At 64.5% G+C, this 23380-nt stretch carries 21 protein-coding genes, 3 tRNA genes, 1 rRNA gene, 1 other RNA gene and 1 riboswitch; of the genes, 3 read left to right on the forward strand and 23 right to left on the reverse strand.

Going from position 1 to position 23380, the window contains the following annotated elements; all coding sequences use genetic code 11:
* Positions 1-341 (reverse strand): 16S ribosomal RNA (locus GO707_RS04095); the annotation flags it as partial.
* Positions 342-847: 506 nt separating this feature from the next.
* Here GO707_RS04095 and GO707_RS04100 point away from each other — a divergent pair.
* Positions 848-2374: a CCA tRNA nucleotidyltransferase gene (locus GO707_RS04100; protein ID WP_157012208.1), complete on the forward strand. Its 1527-nt coding sequence runs from the start codon at positions 848-850 to the stop codon at positions 2372-2374.
* Here the strand turns inward: GO707_RS04100 and GO707_RS04105 are convergent.
* The 9 genes from GO707_RS04105 to GO707_RS04145 form a co-directional block, all read right to left on the reverse strand.
* Positions 2371-3120: a sulfite exporter TauE/SafE family protein gene (locus tag GO707_RS04105; protein ID WP_288221096.1), complete on the reverse strand. Its 750-nt coding sequence runs from the start codon at positions 3118-3120 to the stop codon at positions 2371-2373. The genes GO707_RS04100 and GO707_RS04105 overlap by 4 nt on opposite strands.
* 76 nt (positions 3121-3196) lie before the next feature.
* Positions 3197-3273: transfer RNA gene (locus GO707_RS04110), tRNA-Glu, on the reverse strand.
* A gap of 53 nt (positions 3274-3326) precedes the next feature.
* Positions 3327-3403, reverse strand: a tRNA-Glu gene (locus GO707_RS04115).
* Positions 3404-3424: 21 nt separating this feature from the next.
* A tRNA-Gln gene (locus tag GO707_RS04120) sits at positions 3425-3498 on the reverse strand.
* A 177-nt stretch (positions 3499-3675) separates the two neighbouring features.
* Positions 3676-4533 (reverse strand): bifunctional hydroxymethylpyrimidine kinase/phosphomethylpyrimidine kinase, encoded by an 858-nt coding sequence (thiD, locus tag GO707_RS04125; protein WP_157012209.1) that lies wholly within the window; start codon positions 4531-4533, stop codon positions 3676-3678.
* A gap of 124 nt (positions 4534-4657) precedes the next feature.
* Positions 4658-5254: a cysteine hydrolase family protein gene (locus GO707_RS04130; RefSeq protein ID WP_157012211.1), complete on the reverse strand. Its 597-nt coding sequence runs from the start codon at positions 5252-5254 to the stop codon at positions 4658-4660.
* Positions 5255-5369: 115 nt separating this feature from the next.
* A complete protein-coding gene (thiE, locus tag GO707_RS04135; protein WP_157012213.1) occupies positions 5370-6041 on the reverse strand; it encodes a thiamine phosphate synthase in 672 nt (223 codons plus the stop codon).
* Positions 6042-6297: 256 nt separating this feature from the next.
* Positions 6298-7647, reverse strand: a complete 1350-nt coding sequence (gene thiC / locus GO707_RS04140; RefSeq protein WP_198161009.1) for a phosphomethylpyrimidine synthase ThiC — start codon at positions 7645-7647, stop codon at positions 6298-6300.
* Positions 7637-7762: riboswitch (TPP riboswitch) on the reverse strand. Its footprint overlaps the gene before it by 11 nt.
* Positions 7763-7792: 30 nt before the next feature.
* Positions 7793-8419: a thiamine diphosphokinase gene (locus GO707_RS04145; protein WP_157012217.1), complete on the reverse strand. Its 627-nt coding sequence runs from the start codon at positions 8417-8419 to the stop codon at positions 7793-7795.
* A 178-nt stretch (positions 8420-8597) separates the two neighbouring features.
* Here GO707_RS04145 and rnpB point away from each other — a divergent pair.
* An RNA gene (gene rnpB / locus GO707_RS04150) (RNase P RNA component class A) lies at positions 8598-8972 on the forward strand.
* A 97-nt stretch (positions 8973-9069) separates the two neighbouring features.
* Here rnpB and nrfD read toward each other — a convergent pair.
* The 4 genes from nrfD to GO707_RS04170 all read right to left on the reverse strand — a co-directional run bounded on the left by nrfD (position 9070) and on the right by GO707_RS04170 (position 13027).
* The gene (gene nrfD, locus GO707_RS04155; protein WP_157012219.1) at positions 9070-10041 is read right to left on the reverse strand and encodes an NrfD/PsrC family molybdoenzyme membrane anchor subunit; all 972 of its coding nucleotides are present in this window, start codon (positions 10039-10041) and stop codon (positions 9070-9072) included.
* Positions 10042-10112: 71 nt separating this feature from the next.
* Positions 10113-10772, reverse strand: coding sequence for a 4Fe-4S dicluster domain-containing protein (locus GO707_RS12565; protein WP_269434848.1), 660 nt, complete (start codon positions 10770-10772; stop codon positions 10113-10115).
* A 35-nt stretch (positions 10773-10807) separates the two neighbouring features.
* Positions 10808-11431: a cytochrome c3 family protein gene (locus GO707_RS04165; protein ID WP_157012221.1), complete on the reverse strand. Its 624-nt coding sequence runs from the start codon at positions 11429-11431 to the stop codon at positions 10808-10810.
* A 36-nt stretch (positions 11432-11467) separates the two neighbouring features.
* Positions 11468-13027, reverse strand: a complete 1560-nt coding sequence (locus GO707_RS04170; protein WP_173112469.1) for an FAD-dependent oxidoreductase — start codon at positions 13025-13027, stop codon at positions 11468-11470.
* A 301-nt stretch (positions 13028-13328) separates the two neighbouring features.
* Between GO707_RS04170 and GO707_RS04175 the strand changes: the two genes are divergently transcribed.
* On the forward strand, positions 13329-14222 hold the full coding sequence (locus tag GO707_RS04175) for a MarR family winged helix-turn-helix transcriptional regulator (protein WP_173112466.1): 894 nt from the start codon (positions 13329-13331) through the stop codon (positions 14220-14222).
* A gap of 73 nt (positions 14223-14295) precedes the next feature.
* Here GO707_RS04175 and GO707_RS04180 read toward each other — a convergent pair whose 3' ends face one another.
* The 9 genes from GO707_RS04180 to murC form a co-directional block, all read right to left on the reverse strand.
* Positions 14296-15099, reverse strand: a complete 804-nt coding sequence (locus GO707_RS04180; protein WP_022740271.1) for a DivIVA domain-containing protein — start codon at positions 15097-15099, stop codon at positions 14296-14298.
* 63 nt (positions 15100-15162) lie between these two features.
* Positions 15163-15420 (reverse strand): YggT family protein, encoded by a 258-nt coding sequence (locus GO707_RS04185; RefSeq protein WP_022740272.1) that lies wholly within the window; start codon positions 15418-15420, stop codon positions 15163-15165.
* A gap of 46 nt (positions 15421-15466) precedes the next feature.
* On the reverse strand, positions 15467-16264 hold the full coding sequence (locus GO707_RS04190; RefSeq protein ID WP_157012224.1) for a cell division protein SepF: 798 nt from the start codon (positions 16262-16264) through the stop codon (positions 15467-15469).
* A 104-nt stretch (positions 16265-16368) separates the two neighbouring features.
* Complete coding sequence (locus GO707_RS04195; protein WP_302012672.1) at positions 16369-17061, reverse strand: YggS family pyridoxal phosphate-dependent enzyme; 693 nt, start codon at positions 17059-17061, stop codon at positions 16369-16371.
* Between the two features lie 4 nt (positions 17062-17065).
* A complete protein-coding gene (locus tag GO707_RS04200) occupies positions 17066-17893 on the reverse strand; it encodes a purine nucleoside phosphorylase YfiH/LACC1 family protein (RefSeq protein WP_157012226.1) in 828 nt (275 codons plus the stop codon).
* 24 nt (positions 17894-17917) lie between these two features.
* Positions 17918-19039: a cell division protein FtsZ gene (gene ftsZ, locus GO707_RS04205; RefSeq protein WP_157012227.1), complete on the reverse strand. Its 1122-nt coding sequence runs from the start codon at positions 19037-19039 to the stop codon at positions 17918-17920.
* A gap of 660 nt (positions 19040-19699) precedes the next feature.
* Positions 19700-20812: a cell division protein FtsQ/DivIB gene (locus GO707_RS04210; protein ID WP_231699598.1), complete on the reverse strand. Its 1113-nt coding sequence runs from the start codon at positions 20810-20812 to the stop codon at positions 19700-19702.
* The gene (murB, locus tag GO707_RS04215; RefSeq protein ID WP_157012229.1) at positions 20805-21956 is read right to left on the reverse strand and encodes a UDP-N-acetylmuramate dehydrogenase; all 1152 of its coding nucleotides are present in this window, start codon (positions 21954-21956) and stop codon (positions 20805-20807) included. Before murB ends, GO707_RS04210 begins: the two co-directional genes overlap by 8 nt.
* A gap of 9 nt (positions 21957-21965) precedes the next feature.
* Positions 21966-23354, reverse strand: coding sequence for a UDP-N-acetylmuramate--L-alanine ligase (gene murC / locus GO707_RS04220; protein ID WP_173112451.1), 1389 nt, complete (start codon positions 23352-23354; stop codon positions 21966-21968).
* Positions 23355-23380: the final 26 nt, after the last annotated feature.

Raw genomic sequence — 23380 nt, forward strand, 5'->3', positions numbered from 1 at the left:
TAGGAGTCTGGGCCGTATCTCAGTCCCAATGTGGCCGGTCGACCTCTCAGTCCGGCTACCCATCGCGGGCACGGTGGGCCGTTACCCCGCCGTCTACCTAATGGGCCGCGACCCCATCCCGCGCCGTTAAGGCTTTCCCGGGGAGGCCATGGGGCCTCCCCGGAGCATCCGGTATTAGCCGCCGTTTCCAGCGGTTGTCCCGGAGCGCGGGGCAGGTTGGTCACGTGTTACTCACCCGTTCGCCACTCTATATCTGGCCGAAGCCAGTTTAATCGTTCGACTTGCATGTGTTAAGCACGCCGCCAGCGTTCATCCTGAGCCAGGATCAAACTCTCCGTTCGAACAGCGCCCGGAGGCGCCGTAGGATCGATGTGAGTCTCGATTCTGTTTGAAAACTCTCCGTCGGGGCCCCTCGGCCCCTGACAGGGAAAAAGTTAAAGCTTGCTCTCTCGAATGTCCGTCTGACATCCGAGAAGACGTATTGTCCGTCTCTCGAATTCCATCCTCAGTATCCGGTTGTCAAGGTTCCGCGGGAGGCTTCCCGCCCCGCCGCCCTCGCGAGCGGCGCAAGGAAATACTTTGCGCTGTTTCGAAGTCCCTGTCAACCGCTTCACAAAACCTCAACAATTTTGTTTCAACGCTTGACAACCTCGAAGGTTCGTCAGAACCACTGTCTTTCGTACTTCCGAAAAAGACAGCTTGCATATAATACAGCTCCCCGGGTTTCGCGCAAGGGGTTTTTTGAAATTTATTAAAACTTTTTGCCCAGCTGCATCACGCTGTATCTTCTTATCTCGCAAAAGCCCTGTATAATAGGGATAAATCACCGATCCTAAGGACAAGCTCTATGACTGCCGCTCACCGCAACCCCAACACATCACCGCGTCCTTATCGCTTCTCCAACGACGCATCGCGGCCTTCAGACGCGACAAAGCCCGACGAGACGGTCGCTGTCCGTGCTGGACGTGAAAACAAATTCGCTCCCGGCGAAGCGATTCGGGACGATCTTCCCCAAGCGCTGCCCCTTCCTCTTGCCGCCCATGATGCTCTGGAAATCATCGAGGAGGCCGGAGGGGAGGCATGGTGCGTGGGCGGCTTCGTTCGCGACGCTCTGCTCGGGCGGCCCATCCACGATGTGGATATCGCGACGAGCCTGCCCTGGCCCGCGGTGCAAGAGGCCTTTCGTGATGCCGGCTGGGGCACCGTGGAGACCGGCGTCGCCCATGGCACGCTCACGGTAGTGCGCGACGGCGAGCCGTTGGAGATCACCACCTACCGCACCGACGGCACCTACAGCGATGGGCGCCACCCTGACTCCGTGACCCAAGCCTCCTCCATTGAGGAAGATCTGAAACGGCGCGACTTCACCATAAACGCCCTGGCTTACCACCCTGCGCGCGGGATCATCGATCCCTTCGGCGGCGTGGCCGACATGGAGCGCGGCGTCCTGCGCAGCGTGGGAGACCCGACGACGCGCTTTTCCGAGGACGCACTGCGCATCCTGCGAGCCTGTCGCTTCGCCTCACAGCTCGGTGTGGCCATCGACCCTGCCACCTTCGAGGCCATGATCGCCTGCAAAAACCTGCTGCGCCAAGTGTCCGGCGAGCGCGTCTACCGCGAGCTGGAGCGCTTCGTCTGCGGCGACTATGTGCACGATGCGCTTATGGCCTGCGTCGATGTACTGGCCTTCGTGCTGCCGGAGCTTGTGGCCATGAAAGGCTGCGCCCAGGTGACGAAGTACCATATATACGATGTGCTCGAGCACACCGCCTGGGTGGTGCAGCGCACGCCGCCCGAGCCGCTGCAGCGCTGGAGCGCCCTGTTCCACGACATGGGCAAGCCCGCAGCGGCGTTCTTCGAGGAGACCGACGAGGGGCCCGTGGAGCACTTCTACGGCCATGCCGCCGTCAGCGTGTCATTGGCCTGCGGCATCATGCACCGCCTTCCCTTCCCTGCCTGGCTGCGCCGGGACGTGCCGCCTCTCGTGCGGGCCCACGACGACGTGGTGCCCCCCAACGCCCGAGCCGTGCGCCGCATGCTGGGGCGGCTCGGGGGACGCACCGACCTGTTCGCGGCCCTCTGCGACATCAAGCGGGCCGACGCCCTGGCCCAGGCGCCGTTCTGCGCTCCCCGAGCCGATACCGCCGACGAGCTGCGCGCCCTCATGGAGCAGATTCTGGAAGAGGAGGCCGCTTTCACGGTGAAGCACCTCGCCATAAACGGCCGCGACATCATGGCCCTCGGCGTGGCGGCCAGCCCGGAGGTGGGCCGTCTGCTGGATGCGTGCCTGGACGCTGTCATCGACGAGCGCGTCCCCAACGAGCGCGAGGAGCTGCTCGCCTTCGCGGAAAAGCTTCGCAGGGAGACGTCCTAGGCCAGAAGGTCGGTAACGAGGCGAATGGCGAACAGGACAATGACGACGAGCATGATGGGGCGCAGGATGAGCGCCCCTTTCTTGTCGAAGAAGGTGGAGCCGAGCCAATTGCCGGCGATATTGAAGGCCGCCGCGGCGAGCCCCAGCGGGATGAGCACCGCACCATTGACGAGAAACACCGCCAGGGCGGCGACGTTGGTGGCCAGGTTGATCGCCTTGGTGGTGCCGGCGGCCGTGCGCACGTCCTGGTGGGCCACGGCAGCGAGCAGCAGCATGAGGATGGTGCCCGTCCCCGGCCCGTAGAACCCGTCGTAGACGCCCACGGCCAGGGCGATGAGGGCCGTGGCCGCAAGGGCCAGGCGCGGGGGCAAGGGACGTTCGGCGAAACGGTCGAGGTTCTTGGAGCGGAACACGAGGAACGCCACGGGGGGAAGTGCCACGAGCATCACCACGGTGAGCACGGTGGCGTCGGCCAGAAGCGCCAGATTCGCGCCGATGGCCGAACCGACCAGGCCGCAGGCGACGCCTGCGACAACGAAGCGCTTCACCATGTAACCGAACAACGCATAGCGTACGGTAGCCACCAGCGTGCCCAAGGTGCTGGAGAGCTTGTTGGTGGCGATGGCGGCATGGGGCGGCAGGCCGGCAAAGAAGTAGGCGGGCAGGGAGATGAGCCCTCCCCCGCCGGCGATGGCGTCCACGAAACCGGCGATGAGCGCCAACGGGCACACGATGAGAAACTCCACGACGCCTTCCCTTCTCGCCTCTCCGCCACACTCGCCGGACGCAAAAAGAGCCGCCCGAGGGCGGCTCGTGAGTTCTTGGTAGCTCCGACCGGATTCGAACCGGCGACCTCCGCCTTGAGAGGGCGGCGTCCTAAACCGCTAGACGACGGAGCCACATGGGCGCTTCATGAAGCCGGGAGACGTGGCGCCTCCCGGCCCGGATTCCTTGGTAGCTCCGACCGGATTCGAACCGGCGACCTCCGCCTTGAGAGGGCGGCGTCCTAAACCGCTAGACGACGGAGCCACGAAATGCCACGCGAGAAAATGGCTGGGGTGGAAGGAGTCGAACCCTCACATACGGCACCAGAAACCGCTGTCCTGCCATTAGACGACACCCCAACATAACTTTCTCGCCACACCGCCCGAAAGCGGCGAGCGCAAGTGAGTATGTTACGGAAGCAAGCGCCCCCCGTCAAGCCCCAATTTTGGGAATTACGAAAAATGCGGGGAGCGGCCGCAACCGCATCGCGTGAAAAGCTCGCGCGAAAACCCCAGTACGACAGAGCTGTTCTCGCCCTAGCAGGGCATGGGGGTGCCGTACTGCCACATGTGGTCGAGGGGACCCGAGCCACGCCCCAGGTTCAGACCGGCCGCGAGGGCGCCGGCCACGTAGGCCTTGGCGTCGCGCACGGCCACGTCCACGGAAAAGCCCCGGGCCAGGCCGCAGGCGATGGCCGAGGAGAGGGAGCAGCCGGTGCCGTGGGTGTTGTCGTTGGCGATGCGCGTACCCCGCAGCCACACCGATTCGCCGTCGGCCATGCGCAGGTAGTCGTCGGCGGCGTCCGGCTCGTCCACCCCGTGGCCGCCCTTGATGAGGATAGCGGGCACGGAAGGCGCTGCGTCCGTGAAATCCGACGCGTTCTCCCAAACGGCGACGCAGCGGTCGGCGATCAACGACGCAGCCGCCTCCACGTCTTCCGAAGATGCGATGGCCCTGCCCGAGAGCACCTCGGCCTCGGGGATGTTGGGGGTGATCACCGTGGCCCGGGGAAACAGCTGGCGCACCAGCGCGTCCACGGCGGCGTCGGCGATGAGCGCCGAGCCCGACGTGGCCACCATAACGGGATCGACCACGACATTGGCGGCTTTGTGGCGATCGAGTCCATCGGCGATGGCGCCCACGATGGCCGACGACGACACCATGCCGATCTTCACCGCATCGGGCCGGATGTCGTCGAAGACGGCGTCGATCTGGGTGCCCACGAAAACGGGATCCACCTCGAGCACGTCGGTAACGCCGAGCGTGTTCTGGGCCGTGAGCGCCGTGATGACGCTCTCCCCGAACAGATGATGGGCGGCGATGGTCTTCAGGTCGGCCTGGATACCCGCTCCCCCGCTGGAATCGGATCCGGCAATGGTGAGAACCGCTTTCATGGCATTCCTTTCGCGACGGCGTCGACCGCTTCCCGAACGGCCGCATGAAACCATCATTTCACACGAAAGGGGCGCGCCTGCACGGCCGCCCCTTTCTGGCAATCAACCGTTGATGAGACGGGGGCTACCCCTCGATGAGATTCACGGCCTCATTGGTGTCGACGACCTTGGCAGCGTAGCACACCTTCATGTATTCGAGGCCCTCCTCCTGGTTGCCCACGAGGAAGGTGGCCGTGGCGTCGCCCACCACGATGATGTTGAAGTTGTTGAAATAAGCGTCGGCCACCGTGTGCTTCACGCAGATATTCGTATCCATGCCGCAGCAGATGAGGGTGTCGACGTCCAGCTCGTTCAACAGCAAAAGCAGTCCCGTCTGGAAGAAGCCGCTGTAGCGGCGCTTCTCCACCACGTAATCGGTGGGCTGAGGATCGAGCAAGGGCGACGTTTGGGCCTCGGGGGTTCCGGCGATGCCGTGGGCGCCCCACAGGGCCAACTCGCGATCAATGCCGGGGAGGTGGGCGTCGTTGGTGAAGACGACGGGCATACCGACGGCGCGGGCGGCCGTCGTGAGCTTGGCCGTCTGCTGGATGGCAGGCAGGAGCACCGGCTCGAGCGGGCCTCCCGTGGGATCGCCCAGCTCGTCGATGACGAGCAGCGCGCACTTCGCGCGGTCGATAGCGGTGAGGTCGATGAGGTCGTTGTTGTTCTCGTCGCCGAGCATGGAAGTTCCTTTCTCGCTAACGGGTCTTCCGATTCCCGTCCCGTTTCTCCCTGCGCGTTGCCCGAAGCCAGGAGCGCCGCCCCTTTCGCGGCTGCGGCAAGCAGGCGACCATGACTTAAATACTCAGGGTTTCTTCGATGATACGGGAAAGCTCGCGTGTTGCGGCCTCAATATCGTCAGCGGCGAAGATAGCGCTCACCACGGCGGCGCCGTCAACGTCCAGCTCGGACAGGCACGGCACCGTGGCGGCATTCACGCCGCCGATGGCGACGACGGGGATATCCACGGCTGCGACGATAGCGCGGAACTCCTCGGGTGCGAGCACCCCGGCCTCGGGCTTGGTGGCCGTGCCAGTCACGCCGCCGACGCCCAGGTAGTCGGCACCCGCCGCCTCGGCTGCCCGCGCCTGCTCCACCGTCTGGGTAGAGACGCCCACGATGGCGTCGGGGCCGAGCAGCGCCCGCGCTCGCTCGCAGGCCATGTCGTCCTGGCCTACGTGCACCCCATCGGCGCCCACGGCAAGCGCGCATTCCACGTCGTCGTTCACCACGAAGGGCACCCCGGCATCGCGGCAGAGCGCCAGCAGCTCGGCGGCCTCGGCCCGCAGCGCATCGCCGGTCGCCTGCTTGTCGCGCAGCTGCACGAAGGTCGCACCCCCGGCAAGCGCCGCTTCCACGCATTCCGCCAGCGTCCGCTCTCCGAGCCACGCGTTGTCCGTCACCGCGTACAGCTTCAAGGCACAGCGAATGGCCTCCGCCGACCACTTTCCACGTTCCCGTACAGGCATGTTCACTCCTTGTTCCAAACTGGGTGCTCGTTCTGGTCACTTTTTTCGAGTTGTTAGACATTGCGCAAGCGCGATGCCGAGCAAACAGGAGGAAACACTACGAAAATGCCTGGTCAGACCTTTTTAGTTCATTGTTTCCGCAAAATGCCCTGCTGAAAAAGTCTAACAACTCGATTTTTCTGCCTCGATAGGGGGCGAAGATCGACCCGACTCTGCGCCTCGCGCCCCATTCTCTTCCAGCGCCTCCTTGGCGCCCCTACTCCGCATCCAGGTCGACCACGAGACCGTCCATGATGTCGTTCACGGTCTTCATGGCGCACATCTTGCCGCACATGGTGCAGGTGCCCTCGGTGGAAGGCGGGGCGCTCTCGAAGACGGCGCGGGCGCGGGCCGGATCCAGCGACAGCTCGAACATCTCGTCCCAGGCCACGCGGCGCCGCGCATCACTCATGCGATTGTCGCGATCGCGCGCGCCGGGCACGCCTTTGGCGATGTCGGCGGCGTGGGCGGCGATCTTCGTAGCCACCAGCCCCTCGCGCACGTCGTTCGCGTCCGGCAGGCGCAGATGCTCGGCCGGCGTCACGTAGCAGAGGAAGTCGGCGCCGGCAGAAGCCGCGATGGCGCCCCCGATGGCCGCCGTGATGTGGTCGTAGCCCGGGGCGATGTCAGTCACAAGCGGCCCCAGCACGTAGAAGGGCGCCTCGTGGCACAGCCGCTTCTCCAGCTTCATGTTGGCGGCGATCTCATCGAGCGCCATATGCCCGGGGCCTTCCACCATCACCTGCACTCCGGCGTCCCAGGCGCGGCGCGTCAGCTTGCCAATTTCGATGAGCTCGGCGATCTGCCCGGCGTCCGTGGCATCGTAGCCGCTGCCGGGACGCATGGCGTCCCCAATGGAGATGCACACATCGTGCTCGTGCAAGATGGCGAGCACCTCGTCGTAGTACTCGTAGAAGGGGTTCTCGCGACCGGTGGCCTCCATCCAGGCGAAGATGAGGGAGCCGCCGCGGGACACAATGTTGGTAAGCCGCCCCGTCTCCTTGAACGACTCGATGACCCGGCGGTTCATGCCGGCGTGGATGGTGACGAAATCGACCCCGTCCTCGGCATGGGCGCGCACCACCTCCAGGAAGTCCTCGGGCGTGATGGCGATCAGCGCTTTTTCCAGGTAACCGATGGCGTCGTACATGGGCACGGTGCCGATCATAGCCGGCGACTTCTCAACGAGCGCGCGGCGGAAGGCGCGGGTCTTGCCGGAGTTGGAAAGATCCATGATGGCGTCAGCGCCCAGTTCCAGGGCCACGTCCACCTTCTCCCATTCCAGAGCCTCATCGGCCAGATCGCCCGAGATGCCGAGGTTCACGTTCACCTTCGTGGAGAGAGGGACGCCCTCCAGGGTGGAACCGACGCCGGCGGGCGCGAGGCTTGCGTGGTGGATGTTGGCCGGAATGGCGATGCGGCCGGTAGCCACGGCGGCGCGGATGTCCTCCGGCTCGCGACCCTCGGCGGCGGCAACGGCGGCCATTTGAGGCGTGACGACGCCGGCGCGGGCGAAGTCGATCTGCGTGATCGGCTGTGCTGCGTCGGCAGACTGGCTGTCAGTCATGAAAACTCCCTTCGTTGGCATTACCCATATCAGGTTTTGCGGGTCGGGGCGAATTCGGCGCCCCCTCTCAGCCTGCCCGGCCGCCACGCGGCTGCAAGCTCCCCAAGTCTATGGTTGTAGTGCCAGTATAGGGAACGGCACAGCGCTAGAGCGGCAAAAACACTGCCAGCGTGCCGCTTTCCAGGGCAATGCGGGCCGGCGTGCCGACAAGCTCGTTGGAAAGGCCCCAGCTCGTGCGGTTCGTGAGGGCCACGCCATCGAGGCCGTACTTCAAGCCTTCTTCCACGACCCCTGCAGAAACATCGGTCAGCGAGAACACCGACACGATACCGCTCGGCAACGCGGGAAGGCGCAGCTCGCCGGGGCCGACGAGAAACGCGATACGCTCGCGCTCCCCCACTGCGGCCACAGCGAGCCCCCGCTCGGCAAAGGAGGCCAAGAGCTGCAAGTTCGCCACCGTGTGGTCGAGCCGCCCCCCGAGCGCGCCGTACACCTCCACGGCATCGGCGCCGCGCGCGAGGGCCTCCTCCAAAGCCAATTCCATATCCGACGCGTCCTTCTCCGGCGAAAACGCCTTCACGGACATGCCCTCGGGCACGTATCCCAGCGAGTCGAAGTCGCCCATGGCCAGATCAGGCGCGCAGTCCACAGCTGCCAGGGAGGCAAACCCCCCGTCCACGGCGATGACCGCATCGAAGGCGCCCTCTTTCCAATGGGCGGCAAAGTGAGCGGCATTGAAATCCGATGCGCCAACTAATGCGACCGTGCTCAAAACATATCCTCCATTCACATTCACCATGTCATCCTTAAGCGAGCGCAAGTCGAAGGATCTCATTGCGGGGAGCCGCTAGATCCTTCGACCTCGTGCTGCGCGCTCCGCTCAGGATGACACGGTGTGTCACTCGTGTGGTTCGACCAGGGTGAAGCAAGTTCTGCTACAATACCACAGGCGAGCGAGCCAGACGGCCGCGTACCCTTTCAGGGTGCGAGGAAAGTCCGGGCTCCGCAGGGCAAGATGCCAGCTAACGGCTGGGCGGGGCGACCCGACGGATCAGTGCCACAGAAAAGAAGACTCCCCTGCTCGGAACATGCTGCGATGCGCAGCATGCGCGACACAGGAGAAAAGCTGAAACGGTGCGGTAAGAGCGCACCAGCGCGGCGGCAACGTCGCGGCTTGGTAAACCCCATCTGGAGCAAGCGCAAATAGGAGCGCCATACGGTGGCCCGCCGTGCGCTCGGGTTGCGTGCTAGAGGCGCGGGGCGACTCGCGTTCGAGATAAATGGCCGTCCCAAGACAGAACCCGGCTTACAGGCCCGCTCGCCTTTCTGTTTGCACTGCCTCTCCATGAATCAAAACGGTCCACTGCGACTACGCAGCGGACCGTTTTTAAGGAAGGGGATCACCCAAAGGGGTCGAGGGGGCTATCCGAGTAACTGCGACACCGCATCAATTACCGGGTCGGCATGAAGGCCGGCCATAACGATGATGAAGCGCAGAGCGCAGCCGCCGATCATGGCGCCCAAAGCACCCCAGAGCGTGGCGCCCTGGGCCTTGTCGGACTTGCCCACCAGGGCGACAAGCGCCGCCGCAAGGGGGCAGACCAGTCCAACCAGGACGACCAGCGCCCAGAACGGCAGAGCCAGATCGCCTCCGATGATGAGTGCGGCCGATTGGGCGGCAACGGCGGCCTCGTGGGACTCCTGAACCGGCGAGCCCGCCATGGAGACCAAAAGGAGGGCCAACACTGCCAGCTCCAACACCACCAGCGCCACGACCGCGTACTCCAAAATGCGGTTCGTCTCCTTGGAAAGCGCGGCCTTCTTACGGTTGGCCAGCGCGATAACCTCCACCAGAGCCACGCCGGTATCCAGCGCCGACACCGTGAACAAGCACGGCAGGAGCAATGTGTTCCAGAGCGGAACACCCGGAGCGCTCATGAGCAGAATGCCCGTGTACACCGCCACGCAGAAGCCCAGCACGCAGCTGACGACGCCTAACGCGCGCGCCAGCTTCGGCGCATACCCGTCGAAGCCCTTGATGCGCTTCGCCAAAGCCCCGGCCGTCTTCTCCCAGACGACGATGGCCTCAAGAGCGAATACCACGAGAGCCGCGAACACGATCCAGGCGCCGAAGGTCATCCACGAGCCGAAGTTCGAGAAGCTCTGCCACATCATCATACCGCGCAAGGGCGTGATGAGCTCGCTCAAAAGCAGCAGCAGGCCCACGGCGAGGCAGACAACAGCGGCCACAAGCGACGCGAACACCGTGGAGCGCGCCTTGTCGCCCTCCCTGAAGTACACCACCATGGCAGCGATGAACGCGCCGGCGCCCATGCCGCCCAAAAACAGGTACAGGGCGGGCTGCCAGCCCCAAATATCTTGCAATCCTTCCATTCTCTCTCCTTAGCACGAAATGGTTTTCACGGTGGGGCGCGGCACTCAGGCGCGCCCCGGTCATCTATCGGCTAGGCCAAATAGAAGGACGGTTTCGTGGACGCCTCCACCACCTTGGCGTCGGGACACTGGGCCAGAAGCTCGTCTACCGTGCCGAAGTGAAGCGCCCCGAACTTGCAGGCCTCGGCGCAACGCGGGGCGTTGCCCGGGCGCGTGCCGCCCAGGGTGCAGCAGTCACACTTGTCCATAGCGGCCGAGCTGTAGGTGGGCACGCCGAAGGGGCAGGCCTGGTAGCAGTACTTGCAGCCGATGCAGCGATCCTTATCGACGTAGACCACCCCGTCCTCCGCCTTCTTGATGGCTCCGGCAGGGCACACCGACGCGCAGGCCGGCTCCTCGCAGTGCATGCAGGACGTCGACACAAACAGCGCCTCGCCGTCTTTCTCGTACTTGGTAATGTGGCGGCGAGCCGGGCGCGATTCGGGGGTCTTGTTGAACTTGCGACAAGCCTCAACGCAAGCTTGGCAGTTGAGACAATTGTGCGGCTTCACGAGAAAGCCCACGCGGCCAGCGTAGGGACCCGTTTCCCTGCCGCCCTCGGCCCGACCCTCGTCTTCGGCGTGTGCCGCGTCCACCATGAAGATGCACGCTCCGCCGGCGGCAAGAAGGGAAGCGGCCGCCGCGATCTTCACAGCGCTGCGTCTATCGAGAGCAGTCGTCGAGATACTCATCTTACGCACTCCTTTTCAATGATTCGCGGAGCCGCCTAGTGGCAGGTACCGCACTCGTAAACGTTCTCGTGGTGGCAGCTGAGGCACTTGTCGGTGGCTGTTTGATAGGCCTCCCCCTCCTTGTGCGTCAGATGGCAGTCGGAGCACTTGATGTCCCCGTGGGAAGTGCCCACATTGTGAATCTCATGAGGGTTCACCGTCGTGCCGTTGGCATCCACCAAAAGCTTGTCGTCGGGAATGTTCGCGATCATCTCGTCATAGTTGTGGCAGTCTTCGTTCAAGCAGGTCTGATCGGTCACCTCTGTGCGCTTCAGACTGTCGGCCTCCTTGCTGTCAGCCGAAAGCTTGCGGTGGGCCCCCTCCAGAGCCTTATCCTTCGTATGGCAATCGAGGCAGCCAATGTCCTGGTGGTCCTCGATGCCGGCAAGGCAGAGCTCGTTTTGAGCGGAGGCCACTTCCGAGTCATGGCAGGCATCGCATTCCGACTCCTCGGTCAGCTTGAACTTCACCTTGTCCTTAGGTGTGGCTTGAACAGACGTTATGCCGTTCCAGTCAATCGCGCTTCCTGTGGAAGAGAGTGCCTGCTGCGCACAGCCGGCCAGCGCCGCCACGAGCGCCACGCCCAAAAGCATGCTGCCCAGAAATAGTTTCTTGTTCATGATGGTACCGTCCTTGTTCTCGCTATTGAGCCGAAATTACTCGAGATCAAAGTCCCACGGCTCCAGCTCGGCGATGCTGCTGATCGCCACGCCGGCCTGGCCCCAGCAGCCGTTGACGGCGATAGGCTGCATATAGGTGACCACGTTGCCGATGTTGCCCGCGCTGTACAAACGGGGAATGGGCTCGTTGCGCCATGTGAGCGTGCGACCGTACTCGTCGGTGGTCAGACCGCCGATGGTGTAGATAATGGAAGGCGCAAGCTCGATGGCGTAGTAAGGGCCATCGCCCAAAGGAGCCATCTTCTCGGGGTTGCGGCCAAAGGCATCGACTCCGGCAGCGCAATCGGCATTGTACTTGTCGATGGAGGCCTGCAGCTTCTCAGCGCTGATGCCGATGGCCTCGGCGATGTCCGCCACCGTCTCGCCGCGCATGATCCAGCCCTTCTCGAGCTCGGCCTGGTTGTCCGCGCTCCAGATGTAGCCGCCCACCTCCTCGGGCATGCAGTTGGCCCAGCTGCAACCAGCGTTGGCGTTACCCAAGGTGAAGGCATCAAAAGTCGCCTGATCCACGATCTCGAACATCGAGGAGTTCACATAATGGGCACCGTCGGCGCGGCACTGCATCATGTCGCCTTCGAAGTCGAACAGCGGCAAAGTGGATTTATTGTGGGTGAACGAGCAGAACTCGTCGATGAACCGGTCGCCGTTCTGGTTGACGATCATGACGCTGCCGTTGTCGGGGGGCAAACAGAACATGCCCGTACCGATCTCCTTGCTAGCCGCTTTGGAAGTAAGGTACATGATCTCGTAGCCCTTGGCCAACTTGGAGAGCTTCGCCCCCAGCTCGCCAGCCATAATGAGGCCGTCGCCCGTCAGATGGGGCGAGCCGACCGAGAAGTAATCCATGCCCATGAGGTGAAAGTTCGCCATGAGCTCCTTATTCATGGTATAGGCGCCTGTGGCCAGAAGCACGCCGTAATGCGCCTTCACATTGAGGGGCTCGTCCTTGGTGCCGGCCACCACGCCAACCACCTCCCCCTCGTCGCTGGTGATGAGAGATAAGCCCGGGGTCTCGTAGAGAATCTCGGCCTCGGCGTCGATCGCCGCCTGCAGCAGTCCCTTGTAGATGCCCGGGCCCGCGCCATCGATGACCACATAGGGCTGATCGGCCCACTCCATGTACTTGTGGGCAACGAGCCAATCGATGGCGTCGGTACCGTACTCGTCGATGCCGTAGACCAGATCCTCGTTGGCTTCACCGAACGAGCCAGTGCTCATCAGCACGTTGGGATCAGTCGATATGGGGAACAGATAACCGCCGCAGCAGCGCACATCGCCGCCGGCCGACTCCTCGGGCTGCTTTTCCAGCACAATAGCGGAGAGGTTGTTGTCGTAGGCTTGCACGGCGGCCCAAAGCCCCGCCGCACCGCCGCCCACGATGACGACGTCGGCCTCCTTGTCCCACTTAATGCCGGTGGTGTCCTGCTTCGCGTAGGCCTTTCCGGCGCACCCGGACAAAGCTGCGGCACCTACCATGCCCGCTCCAGCAATGAGGGCACCTCCGATAAAATTCCTGCGGCTCAATGCGTTTTCCATCATTCCTCCTCTGATCGAGCTTCGAAAAACCCTTCCGTCTTCCTCAAGACTAACCACAGTTTGCGCTTCAGAACGCTCGATTTCCAGGCAAGGGTTGGCAATGCGGAGCATCAGTTGGAGAAGTTTTCGTTTAACTGATATTTTCGCTATCGAACAATTCTTCCCACACAACCCGTGCAAGAACGCGTTGGTTCCCGTAATATGTGACATGAAGGTTTCCGGGCGGGACGGAGGGGTCCTCTGCCGGCACTGGAAAAGGAAGCTTCCCGAAATGCATGCGAACAATGCGAGGAGGCAGGGCATGGAAAGCGCAGCTCCTATTTCCGACATGATCACAGGATTGACCCTTTACTGCCGACTCGTCGAGGACATCATCGAGGGCGAAACTGAGCTCACTCTAACCGAATACCGTATGCTCTTTTTCCTCAGCATGACCCCCGACAAGCGGGCGCGCATCCATACGCTGGCCGAGGCCCTGTATCTCAGCGCCAGCACCATAAGCGATGCCGCCAAGAATCTGGAAGCGCTGGGATTCATCGAAAAGGCCGACAGTCGGAACGATCTCAAGGCTGTTTGGGCGGTCGTTACTAAAGACGGCGAGCGAGAGCTCGGCCGATGCACAACGGCGCTCGTCGAGTACTCCCAAGAATACTGGAGCCTCATCGGCCCCCAAACTACGCAGATTTATCTCTCCTCGGGTGCAAAGCTCATCGAGCATAGCAACTACCCCATTCAAGCCGCCCTCGAGCTGCCGGGACAAGCCTTCTACCCCTTCGTAACGAGGATCTATCTTCTCAGCGCAGTCAGTTGGTTCAAGAGCACCTACAACCTAAGCCTCCTCGACGCCCGCATCCTCATGCTGCTGCTCGAGCGAGGCACCGTGCTCACGTGCGCGGAGATATCCCATCTTCTCAAGGTATCCAACAGCGCGGTATCGAACGCCGTGCGCAGCCTCAGTCGCGTAAAACACTACGTCGAACGAGAGAAGGTAGCGGGATCCGGAAAGATTAAAGTGCAGCTTACAGAAGAGGGCGTCTCTACCGCGCAGGAGATACGCGAACGGTTCATCACTCGCTACATGAAGCAGTTCGACGTGACTCGCGAGGAATTCGAGGAGGTGCTGAAAGCGGTGCATCCGCGCCACCGGAAGAGCTATATGCAGAAGGTCTTCGGGGAAAGCTTCGCGGGCATCTAAAACATTGCTTGCACCATAAAGAAAAGGCCCCGTGGGGCCTTTTCCGTTCTACCAGGGAGATTTCCTCGGTTGGTTAGTCGATCTCTTCGAACTCGAAGTCGTCGGCGTCGCCGAAGCCGGAGAGATCCTTCTCGTAGGGAGAGGCAACCGGGGTGGCGGCGGCCACGACGGCGGCCGGAGCCTGGGGCGTCACGTAGGCGGAAGGCGCCACGTACTCGTCGATCTCGAAGTTGCCGGTGAGGCCGGGCACCACGTCGTACTCGCCATCCAGCGCCGTGGCGGCAGCCGGCACGTTGGCGCCGATGTCGGCCAACTTGCGGGAAGCGTCGGAGATGATGTCCTTCAGCAGGTCGGCGTACTCCTCGCGGGCGTCCTCGCGGTCGTCCTGCAGCTTGCGGATGGCATCGATGACGTCCTGACGGTCGGTGTTGGCGCGATCGATGATGCGCTGGGCCTCGTCACGGGCGTCCTGAATGGTCTCGGTGGCGTTCGCGTTGGCCTTGGCGAGAATCTCGTCGGCCGAGCGCTGGGCGATGATGAGAGCCTGGGCGATGGCATTGTCGTCGGCGCGCTTGTCGGAAAGCTGGCGCTCCAGATCGGCGATGATAGCGTCCTTCTGGGCGAGCTGAGCGTCGTACTCGGAGGTGTCGACGGTCGCCGCGGCCACCTCGGTGATGGCCACCGTGGAGGCGGCAGGCGCGTCGAAGCCGCTGAAACGATCGGCCTCCAGCTGATCCTGAAGGTGCGCGATCGTGTCGTTCAAAATATCGATCTCGTCGGCGACATGCTCGAGGAACACGTCCACTTCATCCACATCGTAGCCTTTGCGGTCGATGGAGAAGCTCTGATTGTGGATGTCGGAAGCGGTGATTGCCATGTAGGTACCTCAGTTTCTTACGATGTTACGTCGCTGACACGTCGGAATGCCGGCCGTCTGAATTTAGAAAATCATCACCAGCAAACGTACCCCGAATTGTAATACAAGCAGAGCGATGATGGGAGTCACGTCCACCATTCCTCCAAGGGGCGGAATCAATTTTCGGAACAAGTTCAAATACGGGTCGCACAGCTTGCCCAGAGCGCGGTAGATGTCGCCGATGATGCCGCTTTGGGTGTTCGGCAGCCAGGACATCATCACGTAGATGAAGATGATCATGGAGTAGGCGTCGGCCAGTCTCACGAGGAGGTAGGTCAGCATAGTTCAAAGGCTCCTTAGTCGGAAGGTCTTAAGGGCGCGCCAAGCGCTAGATGATGCCCTGAGTGCGCAGGTAGGAGCGCTCGGCCTCGGTGAGCTCGTCGATGCGAGTGAGGGCGAACACCTTGTTGCCCACACATTCCACGTTCGCATCCAGCGCGCTGGCCACGCCGAAGGAGAAGTCCAGGATGCGCTTGGCCAGCGCATCGGGGGTCGCTGCCAGGTTCAGCACCACGGCGTTGCCGAGCTTCAGCGCGGTGGAGACGGCCTCGGCGTCGTTGTAGGCGCCGGGGGCAATCACCTTCAGCGTGCGAGAGGGGGTGAAGCGCGAACCGGAAGCGGAGGCAGAAGTGCCTCGCGAGCTTGCCGGGCGCGTATCGGCCGGGGGCGTCGTGGACTCGAACAGCGAGTTCAGACCCTCGGAACGGGCATGGTGCACCGCCGAGGCCGCAGCGGAGGCGGCAGCCGTGCCCTCGGGGGTCATCTGCGGCGGCAGCGAGGAATCGACCATCGTGCGGAACGAGCTGGAGGAGCCGCGGCGGCTCGCGGGCGCATCGTCGTCGGGCAGCGTGGGGACCGCCGTGCGGGCGCGCACGTCGTCGATGGAGACGAGACGGGGCATGGAGGAGCGGCCACGGGAACGCTCGCCGGGCTCGCGGGTGGTTACCGAGTCGTAGGGGTCATAGGCCGAGCCGGACGTGCGCTCGTAGGACTCGTCGTAGCCGTACTCGCCGTAGTCGTCGCCCTCTTCGAATTCCTCGTAGTCCTCGTAGAACTCCTCGTAACCGTTCTTACGGCCGAAACCCAGCTTCGACTTGATGTCGCCGAACATGCTCTTGCCGTCCATGGAGCCTCCTGCTTCGTGTGGGCGGTGCCGCCCGCCGTGGTTCTAAGGTCTAAAGGGGCGCTTGCGGCCCCGCAGTGTTCTCGATCATCATACCAGCTTGAAGGCTACTCCTGATAAGATTCACTAAAGATGGCCCGCCCGACGCGAACAATGGTAGCCCCCAGGGGCACCGCCTCGCGCCAGTCGTCGCTCATGCCCATGGAGAGCTCCGTGAAAACGGCGGCGTCATCGGCGGGAAGCTGGGAGCGAATCTGGGCGGCCAGTTCAGCTAGTCCCGCGAAGGCCTCGCGGGCCGCCTGCGCGTCGCCGGCAGGGGCCATGGTCATAAGGCCGCGCACGGACACGTGGGGCAGGGCGGCCACCGTGCGCACCAAATCGGCCGCCTCGACGGGGTCGACGCCGCTCTTCGACACCTCGCCCGACACGTTCACCTCGATGAGCACGTCCTGTACCTTGGAAAGCTCCGCGGCCGCGCGATCGATTTTCTCGGCATGGCGTCGTTGGTACAGGGAGTGGATAAGCGTTGCAGAGGCGACGATTTCGGGAATGCGGCGCGACTGGATGTTGCCGATGAAGTGCCAGCGAGCCTCGGGGAACGCGGCGGACTTCGGCACGATCTGGTCGGGGCGGTTCTCGCCGAAATCCCGGGCGCCCCCCTCGATCGCCTCGGCCACGCCCTCGGGCCCAACCGTCTTCGACACGGCCACGAGGAGCACGTCCTCGGGCGCGCGGCCCGCAGCCACCGCTGCCTCGGCCACCTCCGCGGCCACCCTCTGATAGCGCTCGGCAATACTCACAAGCTCATTCCTTTCGACCGGCGAAGGCACTGTGGCGTCCGCAGCGGCCTCCGCTTTTGCGATACGAGAAGTAAAGGTCGTCGCGGCAGGCGGTGCACTCCCCCGACGACGCGATGCGCGCCTCCGCGACACCGGCCTCGGCGAGACTGGCGCGCACGGCAGCTTCCAGATCCAGGTGATCGGCGCCGCGAGCGCACGAGGGCCCGAAGCGCTCGGCGAAGCGGCCGACGAGGTCGGGGACGCACTCGTAGCACTCCGCGCCGATATGCGGGCCGATGTAGGCGTTGTACTCGGAAGGATCGGCGGCTCGCCCCGCACGAGCGTCGAGAGCCGCCAGCGCCTCAACGGCCTTGGCGGGGATGCCGGCGAGCGCTCCGCGCCAACCCGCATGGGCCACGGCGTAAGCCCCCGACGGGGACACGACGATAACCGGGGTACAGTCGGCGAAGCACAAAAGCGCCGTCACGTCCGGCACGGCCACGGCCACGCCGTCGGCGCCGGCGGCCCCGGCGCGCGTCACCTCCTCCCATGCGGCAGCCGCATCGTCGTCCAAGGCGAGCACGACATCGCCGTGCACCTGGTTGAGCGTCAGCAGCCGAGTACTCCCGAGGCCCGCGGCATCCAAGAGGAGCGCGCGGTTCTCAGCCACGGCCATCGGGTCGTCTTCCACGTGATCACCCAAGTTGAGACCGTCGTAGGGAGGCTCGCTCACCCCGCCCTGGCGGCGCGAGAAACCCAGGCGCACGCCGGTGGCCACGAACAGAGGCTCATCGGTTAAAAAGGAAAGGCCCGCTGACGGGCGGGCCTGCAATGTCGGCTTGGGAAGTGCCATGGGACTCGAACGTCGACCTCTCCCCTAGCGGGCGCGCTTCAGGAAGTCGGGGATGTAGTCCTCATCCGTGAAACGGCTCGTGGGCGCGGGGGCCGAGAAGGTGACCGGCGCCTGCTGGACCGGCTGGGAAGCCGGCTCGGTGGAGGCGAACAGGTCCTTGCGGGGGGCGAAGTCCATGGAGGACTGAGAGGCGCCCACCTTGAAGCCCGTGGCGATGACCGTGATGCGCACGGCGTCCTTCAGCTCCTCGTCGATGATCTGGCCGTAGATGATGTTGGCGTTCTCGTCGGCGCAGGCCTCCACCGTGCGGGCCGCCTCGGAGACCTCGGTCAGCGTGAGGTCCGGGCCGCCAGCGATGGAGAACAGCACGCGGGAGGCCCCGGCGATGGAGGACTCCAGCAAGCTGGAGGAGGTGGCCTGCTGGGCGGCATCGAGCGCACGGTTCTCGCCCGTGGAGATGCCAATGCCCATCATGGCCGTGCCGGCGTCCTTCATGACCGTGCGGATGTCCGCGAAGTCGAGGTTGATGAGACCGGGGATGGTGATGAGGTCGGTAACGCCCTGGATGCCCTGGCGCAGGGTGTCGTCGCAGATGCGGAAGGCGTCGATCATGGAAGTCTTCTTATCGACGATCTCGAGCAGGCGGTCGTTGGGGATGACGATGAGGGTGTCGACCTTCTGGGAGAGCAGATCGATGCCCTGATCGGCCTGATTGCGGCGAAGACGCCCCTCGAAGGAGAAGGGCTTGGTGACAACGCCCACGGTAAGGGCGCCGATCTCCTCGCGGGCGATTTCGGCCACGATGGGGGCCGCGCCGGTGCCCGTGCCGCCGCCCTCGCCAGCGGTGACGAAGACCATGTCGGCCTCGGCCAGAGCCTCGCGGATCTCCGCGCGGCTCTCCTCGGCGGCCTGACAGCCCACCTGGGGGTTGGCGCCGGCGCCGAGACCACGGGTCAGCTCCTCGCCGATGTGGATGGTCTTGTCGGCATCGGACATGAGAAGGGCCTGGCGGTCAGTGTTCACGGCGATGAACTCCACGCCGCGCACGCCGGCCTCCACCATGCGGTTCACGGCGTTCGTGCCGCCGCCGCCGACACCGACGACCTTGATGACGGCCAAATGTTCAGAGCCTGGAATGTTCGGCATTTCGTCCTCCACACCTGTTGCGTTTTACTGCTGCGTTTGTCTCGTTTCCGCGCGTCGTTGCTCGGGCGCGCCCTGCGGTCCGCCCAAAGGCGGCATTTATGCAGGACATTGTACACGATGCCCATTCGTTTGCAACGCAAATCACCGCCAAAGGAGCCTGCAGATACACGAATACGACAAGAAACCCACCGCATCGCGCTTCGCAGGGCGGCAAAGCGGGCAACCGCGCCGTGCTTCGCAGGGCTCCGAAGCGAGCGACCGCATCGTTTTCTCGCTTCCTGGGAAAACTCTCGGTCGGCGAACCTCCCCGTTTTTGCAGCAAATCGCGAGTTATAAGCGTCTCGATGCGGGAGAGAAGGCCCGCAGAAGTTTCCATATTTGCAAAACCCCAGGTCGTGAGCATTGGCTGCGGGGGTTTCAAAAAGTTCCGCACCCCCTAGACGCTTACAACTCGCGATTTGCTGCAAAAACGGGGGTGTTCGCCGACCGAAGACCGCGACACCTGCTCGGTAGACGCGGTTGGGAGGGGCGACCAAGGTCGCCCCCTACGGGAAAGATCGCTCACGGTTTCGCCCGAGGAAGTCAGGGAGAAGCCAACCGGTGCCTGTCGGGCGCGCAGCGTCGGCAGGGACGTTCGTCCCGTAGGGCGAGCGAAACCTCCTAGACGGCGCGCCAGGTGGGGCGGTCGGGGACGCGGACGTTGATGTAGGAGACTTTGCCGGGGTTGTCGGCCATGATCTGCAGGACGATGCGTTCCTTGTCGCGGATATCCTCGGCGGTGCCGAAGGCGATCTCGATGCCGTTGTCCAAGGTCAGGCACGTGGAGGCGGCGTCGGTGGCCGTCACCGTCTTTACCTGCTCGGCAAGTTCCGTGGAAAGGCCGTCCAGGATGGCCAGGGCGTTGTTCACGTTGCCGTCGGCGCAGTAGGTGCCCACCTCGGGCGTGAGGCCGAAAGGCACGCCGGTGATATGCAGCACCCGGTCGGCGTCCTCGTAGATCTGCGGAGAAATGGTGGCACCAAGTTCGGAATCGCGGGCGGGAATCTCCATGAGCCACATGCCGTCGGAGGCGATGGCCCACATCTGGGTGACCTTCGCGTTGTCGGCCGCCACTTCCACGATGGCGGCGATCTCGCGCTCGGTGACGTTGATCTCCAGCGTATCGGGGAAGATGCGGTTCACGGACACGTCGGCGACCCAGGCGTCGCGGTCGACGCTGTTGGCCACCGAAGACGTGTCCACGTTCAGAAGCGTCGTACCCTGAGGCACGGCGGCGAGGATGGCCATCTCGTCGTTGGTGAGGTGGTCGGCGCCGTTGACCTTCACCGACGTGATGGCGAAGGCCCCGCTGAAATAGAGGGCCGCATAGGTGATGCCCAGCACGCAGACGAGCACAAGCGCCACGATAAAGGCTTTGAAGGCGCCGGAGCGCTTCGGGCGGGCGATGGCCCGGGCCGCCGGCGCGCGGCGGTCGCCACGAGACGCGGGCAAGTCCCCCAGGCGCACCGATGTCGTCACCGTGCGGGGCGCGGGGCGCGCGCCCGAGGCGCGACCGCCGGCAGAGCGGCCGGCCGCCGAAGATGCCGCCGAGCCGAAATGTGCGCGCGAGGTCGGGCGCACGGACGGGGCAGGTCGGGACGAAGCCGGGCGCATCGGGGCCGACGCGGGGCGCCGCGACGGCGAGGCGCTGCGCGAAACGCCTCCGCGCGCACTCCCCCGCGAGGTGGAGCCCCGGGGAACCGAGACGTTGCGGTTGCTCGATCTCCTAGCCACGGCGACCGTCCTCGTCGCGCCCCTCGCCTGTGGAAAGCGCGCCAACCTCGCCAGCAGTCTCGCCAGCGGCCGCGTCAGCGGAAGGCGTGCCGCGCTCGCCGGTAGAAGGCGCGGAGCCCGCCGTAGAGGCAACGCTCGCGCCCGTGCCAGCAGACGTGCCGCCAGCGGCACCGCGCGCGCACTCGTCGCCAAATGCCTCGTCGGCACCGCGCGCACTCGGGAAATCTTCGTCGAAGCCCAGCATGCGCACCTCGGGCACAAGCTCGACGCCGGTGCTCTCAAGCACGGCGGCGCGCACCTGTTCCATGAGCGCGCGCACGTCGGCGGCCGTGGCGCCACCGCGGTTCACTATGAAGTTGCCGTGCAGCTCGGACACTTTCGCACCGCCCACCTCGGCGCCCTTGCATCCCGCCCCCTCGATGAGGCGCCCGGCCGATCCCCCCTCGGGGTTCTTGAACACGCTGCCGCAGGTGGGCTCGGAAAGCGGCTGGCAGCCCTTGCGCCGGGCGAGGTTGCCCTCCATCTTGTCGCGCACCCGATAGGGATCGGCGGCCTCGGCGGCCAGCTCGCATTCCAGAATCACCTCGTCCGCCGCAAAGGAACTCGCGCGGTAGCCCCAGGAGATCTCGTCGCCGCGTCGTCGGGCCAGGCCGCGCCCGGGCCGGTAGGTGGTGACGGAGACGACGCGCTGGCCTATCCACTCGTCAGCCGTGCCGGCGTTCATGCGCAGGGCGCCGCCCACGGTACCCGGAGTACCAACGGCGAACTCGAAACCGCCGATAGCGCGCTTGAAGGCCTCCTGCACCACTGCAGAGAGCGAGGCGCCCGCGCCCACGATAAAGCGGTCATCATCGAAGCGCAGGGTGCGGAAGTCGCGGCCGAGCACAATGGCCACGCCGGCGAATCCCGCATCGGCCACGAGCACATTGGAGCCGCGGCCGAGCACGACCCAAGGCGTGCCCTCGGCCGCGCAGACGTCCACCAGCCCCGTGAGCGCCCCCACGGAATTCGCGCGCACGAAGAAGCGCGCCGGGCCTCCGATGCGGTAGGTGGTGTGGCGACTTAAGGGCTCGTGGGCGTAGACGTCGCCGTCGAAGCGGTCGTCCACAAGCAGCGATTGCACGGGCGAGGCGTGACGGGCCATGGGGCTCCCTTAGCGGCCCAGCTCGTCCACAAGCTGTGGCGCGATGGCGGTCACGTCCCCCGCGCCCATGGTGATGACGAGGTCACCGGGCTCGGCCACTTCCAGCATATGGGGCACCGTGTCGATGCGGCGCGGCACGAAGACGGCATGGGGATGCCCATGGTCGGTGACCACGTTCAAGAAGGTCTTGCCGGTAACGCCCGGCACCGGCGCCTCGCCGGCGGAGTACACGTCCATGAAGGTGACGGTGTCCGCTTCGTCGAAGGCGCTGCCGAACTCGTCGCGCATGATATCGGTGAACAGGGCGACGCGGGAATAGCGGTGCGGCTGGAACAGCACGTGCACACGGTTGAAATCCAGGGCCTTGGCCGCCTTGATGGTGGCGGCGATCTCCGTGGGGTGATGGGCGTAGTCGTCCACCACCGTGACCCCGCCGGCCTCGCCGATAAGGTCGAAGCGGCGACGAACGCCGGCGAACTCCTGCAGCTTCTCGGCCGCCAGATCGACATCGAGGCCCAGAAGCGAGATGAGCGTCAGCACCGCGGCACCATTGGAGACGTTGTGCAGGCCCGGGTTCTGCTTGATGCGGCTGGCCACCACGCGCCCGTCGGGTAGCCGCAGGGTGAAGCGGGTGCCCACGCCCTGGGCCTCCGTGGCCAGGATGCGGGCGTCGCAGTCCTCGGAAAAGCCGTAGGTGGTCACGGTGCGCCCGGTGCCGCGGGCCACTTCCACCAATTTCGGGTCATCGCCGCACACGACGATGGGACCGCCCTCTCGCACCCCGGAGAGGAACGCGGCGAACTGGGCGTAAATCTCCTCGAGTCCCTCGTAGTGGTCCAGGTGATCCGCCTCGATGTTCGTGACGATGGCCGCCGCCGGGGAGAGGTAGGTGAAGGACTTGTCGGACTCGTCGGCCTCCACCACGTAGGAGCGGCCGCGCCCGGAATGGGCGTTGGTGCCGTAGGCCCGCACGATGCCGCCGATGAGGAAGGTGGGATCGTAGCCCATGGCGTCCAGCGTGCTGGCGAGCATGGAAGAGGTCGTCGTCTTCCCATGGGTGCCCGCCACGGCCAGCGTGTCCAGATCGCGCCCGAGGCGAGCGAGCATCTGGGCGCGGTGCACGATGGGAAGGTTGCGCCGGCGCGCCTCGATGAGCTCGGGGTTGTTCTCCAGGATGGCCGTGGAGACGACCACCGTCACGTCGCCGTCGGGGATGTTCGCGCCGTCCTGGCCGATGAACACGGTGACCCCCGCATCGCGCAGCTGCTTGGTGTAGCGGCTCTCCTTGATGTCCGAGCCCGACACGGCCATGCCCTGGTCGTGGGCGACCCGGGCGATACCGCTCATGCCAACGCCGCCGACCCCGATAAAGTGAAGCTGCTCTTGTTCGCTATTCACGTCGCCTCGCCTTTCGTCCTCGTTGC

This window comes from Adlercreutzia rubneri, from assembly GCF_009755265.1.
GTDB lineage: Bacteria > Actinomycetota > Coriobacteriia > Coriobacteriales > Eggerthellaceae > Adlercreutzia > Adlercreutzia rubneri.